Here is a 6,000-nt window from a genome sequence, read left to right as displayed (position 1 = left end):
GCCTTCAGCGCATCGTCGATCCTGACATAGAGTGCGGTTGCGAGGGTGTTCAGGTCTGTCGTCACAAACGGATCATGGACACTCTCGCTCTATTTCCGCAGGCGAACCCTTGGACTCATTCATCTAGAGGAAAAGGAGATTCGCGAGCGGCGACAGGGGACTCCACAGATGTGCTTCCGCAGGGCGTTCTGGCCGGTCAACGTGGTTTCGCAGCCGCGTTCCACGCGATGGAACGGGCCGCTCCCGCGCGGGGGCCAGAGCTGATGGATCTCAGCTCCGCCGAACGGTCAAGGATCACCGCCCTCAGCGCCTGGGGCCGCAATCACCTCGGCCAGGCGGGTGACGGAACGACCACCGATCTGGAGACACCCGCCCAGGTCAGTCGGCGGTCTCCGATCTGGCGAGATATCTCCAACGTCCGGCAGATCGCGGCAAGCTCGGATTTCAGCGCCCTGGTACGCGCGGACGGCGCCCTCTTCCGGTGGGGCAACCGGCGCTTCGGCGACCGGCGATACCGGGACAACTACGCCACCGTCCCCGAACAGATCCCCGGTCTGAGCGGAATCGTCCAGGTGTCGCTGGGCGCCAAGCACATTCTCGCGCTGGGATCCGATGGCACGGTCTGGGCCTGGGGAGACAACGAACACTGGCAGCTGGGCGACGGCACCACGATCCGGCGCAGTGTGCCGCATCCGGTGTCCGGCTTGACCGGCATTGTGCAGGTATCCGCTGGTCATCGATTCAGCCTTGCCCTGGCCCAGGACGGCACTGTCCATGCCTGGGGGCACAACGGCTACGCGGAGCTCGGCGACGGAACCACGGCCAACCGCGCCACGCCGATAAAGATCCCCTCATTGTCGGATGTCACCCGGGTCGCCGCTTCCTCCCATGGCGAGCACGCACTCGCCATTCGCGCCGACGCGACCGTCTGGGCCTGGGGTCACAACCGGTGCGGTCAGCTGGGCATGGGATGTAATACGCCCCGGTATGCCCCGGCCCAGGTTCCCGGCCTGGCCGACGTCTCGTACGTCTCAGCCGGTGAACATTCCAGCTTCGCGATCACGAATCGCGCCGTCTGGGCCTGGGGGTCCAACTCGGTCGGCCAGCTCGGCGACGGAACCACCGTCGATCGCCGCTCCCCCGTACCCCTCACGTTGACGGACGTCGTCCAGGTCGAGGCGGGCGGCGGGCCGACCACCGCGGCGTTGCGGGGCGACGGGACCGTCTGGACCTGGGGTGGCAACGACGCCGGGGCCCTGGGCTGTGGCCTCGCCGACTCGCATGTCGATCACCCGCGTCAGGTTCCGGGCGTGTCCGACGCGATCCAGGTCGCGGTCGGCACCTCCACGGTGCTGACCCTGCGGTCGGCCGGCCGAGGCACGACGACTACCGGATCAACCCGAATTCCGGGGACGAATCCCTGGGGGTCGGCTCTCTCGTTCATGATCTCTTTGCGCCCGACCCAGCCGTGCGCCTGAGCGTGCACGTAACGAGGAGGCATGGGGCAGGCCGATCAGCTAGGATCGGCATGTCCCTCTATGGTCGAGGGCAGCAGAGGAGCCCTTCCGAGTCGCCTCGGAGGTTCTTTACGGGGTGTGGCCCAGCTTGGTAGGGCGTCTGGTTTGGGACCAGAAGATCGTCGGTTCAAATCCGGCCACCCCGACCCCAGGAGCCCCTACGGGGGCTCCTTTATCGTTCGTACGGGCATCGCCCGGCTTCGCGACGCGGACATCGATCAGGGATAGTTCGCGCCGGTCAGTTCCGCCGAGACCGCCCAGAGCCAGGCCGCGGTTTCGGCTGAGGACTTCGGGATCGTTTCCGGAAAGCGTTCAAGATCAACTTCAGGCTCATGTGGGCTGCCCCTAAATGGTTTGCCCGCACACGGCGCGCACTGCGACGCTCGGCCGAGCAGGAACAGAGAGGAACCGCAAAGTGGCCGTCACCGCATCCAGCAAGCCGTCCGAGTCCGAACCGGAAGTCCGTACGGCGGCCGGCGTCCTCCGCGGTGGCCGGGAGGCGGGCCTGGCGGTCTTCCGCGGCATCCCGTTCGCCGAGCCGCCGGTCGGCGCCCTCCGTTTCGCCGCGCCGCAGCCGGTGCGCAGCTGGGACGGTGTGCGCCCGGCGGTCGCGTACGGCCCGCCGCCCCCGCAGTCCGGCGTGCTCGGGGCGTCCCAGGACGCCGCCGGCGACGACTGGTTGACGCTCAATGTCTGGACGCCGGATCCGGATCCGGCGTCAGGGCTCCCGGTGATGGTGTGGATCCCCGGCGGCGCTTACGCCCTGGGCAACTCCAGCCTCCCGGAATACGACGCCGGGCGTCTGGCCGGGAGCGGAGTCGTAGTCGTGACCCTCAACTACCGTCTCGGTATTGAGGGTTTCGCGCAGATCGACGGAGCCCCGGCCAACCGGGGACTGCTCGACCAGGTCGCGGCCTTGCGGTGGGTGCGGGACAACATCCGGGTGTTCGGCGGCGATCCGGACCGGGTCACGGTCTTCGGGGAGTCGGCGGGTGGCGGATCGGTCGCCGCGCTGCTCGCCATGCCGCGCGCCGCCGGGCTCTTCCGCCGGGCGGTCGCGCAGAGCGTGCCGGGGACGTTCTTCTCCCCCGAGCTGGCCGCCGACATCGCCGCCGCCTGCGCCGCCGAGCTGGGGGTACAGCCCACGGTGTCCGGCCTGTCGGCGGTGGCCCCAGCCCGGCTGCCCGCCGTGGGCGACGCGATCCACGCCAAGATGGTCCAATGGCGGGAGCGCTGGGGGCAGGTCGCACACCGGCCGATCCCGTTCGCACCGGTTGTCGACGGTGACGTCCTGCCGGCGACCCCTTGGCAGGCGCTGGCTGACGGCGCCGCCCGGGACGTCGGGCTTCTCGTCGGGCACACGCGTGACGAGCACCGCTTGTTCAGCCTGATCGACGGCGTGCTCGGCCAGGTCACGCACGAGCAGACCGAGACCGCTCTGCGCATGCTCGCCCCCGGGCCGGACGGTGCACGCCGCTACCGGGAGGCATTCCCGGCCGCGGCCGATGAGGAGCTGTACGAACTGGTTAACGCGGACTGGTTGTTCCGGATGCCGAGCCTCCACCTCGCCGACGCGCAGATCGCCGGCGGCGGCCAGGCCCACCTCTACGAACTGACCTGGTCCGCCCCGGGATTGGACGGTGCCCTCGGCGCCTGCCACGGCCTGGACGTGCCACTCGTCTTCGGCAACCTGAGCAGCGGACAGACCGCCATGCTGATCGGCGACCCGCCCTCCCCGGCGGCGGAGGAGCTGTCCGCGCAGATCCGCGGGGCGTGGATGGCGTTCGCCGCTCACGGCGACCCGGGCTGGCCACCGTACGACGCCGACCACCGCCTCGCACAGCTCTTCGACACGCCGTCGACGGTCACCGCCTACCCGGAAGAGACCTCGCGGCTGCTGTGGCAGGACCACGCCTTCCCAGCGCTCCCGCTGCTCGCGCGGTAAAACGGCGAAGCGAAGGCCTGACCTGCCGCCAGTCGATGCGCTCCCCGTGCCGGATCTCCGGTACGCTTACGCCTTGACGACCGGCTGACACCCGGCTCGCGCGGACGTAGCTCAATGGTAGAGCCCCAGTCTTCCAAACTGGCTACGCGGGTTCGATTCCCGTCGTCCGCTCCAACGACAAAAGGCCAGGTCATCCCGCATGGGGAGCCTGGCCTTTGTGATCTTCACCTACTGTTATGGATCTTCCGTGCCATCCACGTGCCATATCAGCCGTTCTGCGCCGCCGGCCCGCGAGCATCGGTGAATGCCTGCCCGAACGCTTGAGCGATCACGTGATCACGGTCCTGGGTAGCGTGAAGGTAGATTAACGCCGCCCGCGTGGAGGAGCGCCCCATCCGTGCCATCAGCTCTTTGAGGCTGGCCCCGTTGGCAGCTGCCAAGGTGTTTCCCACGTGGCGAAGATCGTGAAAGTGGAATTCCGGTAGCCCGACAGCCGAGCGCGTCTTGTTCCACGTGCGGCGGAAGCTAGAACGCCGCAGGCGAGCGCGCGTGCCGACAAGCGGCACACCGTGAGCAGGGGACGGAACATAGGCGGCATGGAGCATGCTCCGCTCCGCGTTCCTCAGGTCTCCCACCACAAGACAGGAACCGCCAGCGAACGCCGCACAGCCCACGCGCGTCCGCGACAACAAGGGGCGGAGAACACTCGCAAGCTGCACCCGAGGATGCCAGGGCCGCACGGCGAGACGGCCGGTTCCGGGGTCACCGCATTGTTGCGGAGCCGAATCCATGGGGACCCCTCCAAGATCGCAAAAGATGGGCGGGAGGGGGGACGATCGCGGGCAGGGGCGCTGGCCCTCCCCAATTAGTTGATCATTGTAATGCCCCTCTTTTACGATCTTGCCCCATGGATCCAGCACCACCGCAACAATTCGTCAACCCCCTGTATGGCCGCCCCCTGCTATGGCGAAGGGATCGGCGGGATCGCTTATCCGACCTAGGTGAAATAAGGAGAAGGTTTTTTAAAAGCATCACGAGTGCTGGCAGGCGAGTAGGACGCTATACCAGTCAGAACGATGGCCCCTGATGCTGCCGCAAGCCGACACGGCCACGGGATCGAGTCCTCTCCGGCCACCATGCCAAGACCAACAGCCGCAGCAGCTGACCTCTGCCTCCATCGCGGCGAAAAACCCATAATTGCGAGCCTAACCGCAAAATCTGGTTCAAGTGCTCCTAAGACACACACCTCGGCCTAGCCGCGGTCAGGCCGAAGCCTGAGTGACAAACTGGGTGACAACCGCCCCTGGACATACTTAGACGCGCCTGGACGTCGTTGGACTGTTTCCCCAGCTAGAAGCTGGAGTTGGCCACGGTCCTATGCCAGTCAACATTTCCCGATAAGGAAGAAGTCCAGGTACACGCCAGGTCGAACACACGTCCACCGAGCGGCTACCATACGCCCAGTGATCAGGTTCCGCTTCGCGTTGACACCCCTGGGCCAGGTTTCCCCGTGGGGCCATGAGGATCGTCAACTGCACTGGTTCGGACTGACCGACGGCTGGTATTGGATCGAACTGGCTAGTCACGAGTTGCTGCGCTACTCACCGGAGACGCTTCAGCGATATCGAACCGACCATCCTGCGGCGCAGCGCCCATATGTCGACTACTACGTGGCTCGGCTATGGGAAGACATCAACGAGATGACACCGACTGTCCTCCAGTCGGTGCCGATCGATCTCCTGGATTTCGTGGCTAGTGACCCCGACGCCTGGCAGCCGATGGACAGCGATGGGGCGTTGGTTGCCGCGGAGTGGCACGCCGAACACGCGTTGGATCTCGGCTACATCCGACAACCGCCCCGTATCAGGGCTTGGCGTACCGTCAGCGACGATCTAGACACGGTGACAGTGACTTGGCGGCATGACGACGATGGCGACATCAGGTTCATAGCCGACCCGGCGGGCCAGGTCGTAATCCCGGCGGAATCGTTCCTAACGGCCGTCCGGCAACTCGACCATGAACTCATGATCGCCATGGAGCGGAGAATCAGAGCGTTGGAGCGGACGGGGCCACCGGATGGGGTTCATCTCGACCTGCGTTTACTCCGAGCCGAGCACGTCAATCGAGCGACCTGGCTAGCTCAACGCCTACATCGCGAACCGCCAACCGACTGGGCAGCCGTCCGCGCCGGCGCCGAAGAGCTACTCCCAGGCTGACGGTTCGAAATCGGCTTCGTGGAGCAGGAGGTTAGACCTCAAGCGCGCGTTCGGGGAACGAGGGAGATTCGCGGGTACTCGCGGACACTACCGTAGGCCTTCTGACCTGCATCGCAGCACGTCATGCGAGCGTGGCCCGAAGTCTTCCAAACTGGCTACGAAGGTTCGATTCCCGTCGTCCGCTCCAACGACAAAAGGCCAGGTCATCCCACACGGGACGCCTGGCCTTTGTGATCTTCACTTGACGTTGTCGATCTTCCGTGCCCGAGGCAGGCCGATGGCGTCACCTGCCTTGTTCCAGGTTCGCCGGAAGCCCGATCGC

At 66.2% G+C, this 6,000-nt stretch carries 4 protein-coding genes and 2 tRNA genes; 5 read left to right on the top strand and 1 reads right to left on the bottom strand.

Translation table 11 applies throughout. The features are described 5' to 3' along the window. Positions 1-263 precede the first annotated feature (263 nt). The 4 genes from ABGB08_RS50090 to ABGB08_RS50075 all read left to right on the top strand — a co-directional run bounded on the left by ABGB08_RS50090 (position 264) and on the right by ABGB08_RS50075 (position 3,636). Positions 264-1,478 (top strand): hypothetical protein, encoded by a 1,215-nt coding sequence (locus ABGB08_RS50090; RefSeq protein WP_347606159.1) that lies wholly within the window; start codon positions 264-266, stop codon positions 1,476-1,478. A gap of 111 nt (positions 1,479-1,589) precedes the next feature. Further along, a tRNA-Pro gene (locus tag ABGB08_RS50085) sits at positions 1,590-1,663 on the top strand. 269 nt (positions 1,664-1,932) lie between these two features. Beyond that, positions 1,933-3,462: a carboxylesterase family protein gene (locus ABGB08_RS50080; protein WP_347606156.1), complete on the top strand. Its 1,530-nt coding sequence runs from the start codon at positions 1,933-1,935 to the stop codon at positions 3,460-3,462. A gap of 100 nt (positions 3,463-3,562) precedes the next feature. Next, a tRNA-Gly gene (locus ABGB08_RS50075) sits at positions 3,563-3,636 on the top strand. A 92-nt stretch (positions 3,637-3,728) separates the two neighbouring features. Here ABGB08_RS50075 and ABGB08_RS50070 read toward each other — a convergent pair. Continuing rightward, positions 3,729-4,067, bottom strand: a complete 339-nt coding sequence (locus ABGB08_RS50070) for a tyrosine-type recombinase/integrase (RefSeq protein WP_347606153.1) — start codon at positions 4,065-4,067, stop codon at positions 3,729-3,731. 858 nt (positions 4,068-4,925) lie between these two features. Here ABGB08_RS50070 and ABGB08_RS50065 point away from each other — a divergent pair. Next, complete coding sequence (locus ABGB08_RS50065) at positions 4,926-5,678, top strand: DUF5984 family protein (protein ID WP_347606150.1); 753 nt, start codon at positions 4,926-4,928, stop codon at positions 5,676-5,678. Positions 5,679-6,000 lie beyond the last annotated feature (322 nt).

This window comes from Acrocarpospora sp. B8E8 (genome assembly GCF_039871605.1).
In the GTDB taxonomy this organism is placed as follows: Bacteria; Actinomycetota; Actinomycetes; order Streptosporangiales; family Streptosporangiaceae; genus Acrocarpospora; species Acrocarpospora macrocephala.
Note: the sequence above shows the minus strand (reverse complement) of the source record. Positions and strands in the feature narration are given on the sequence as shown.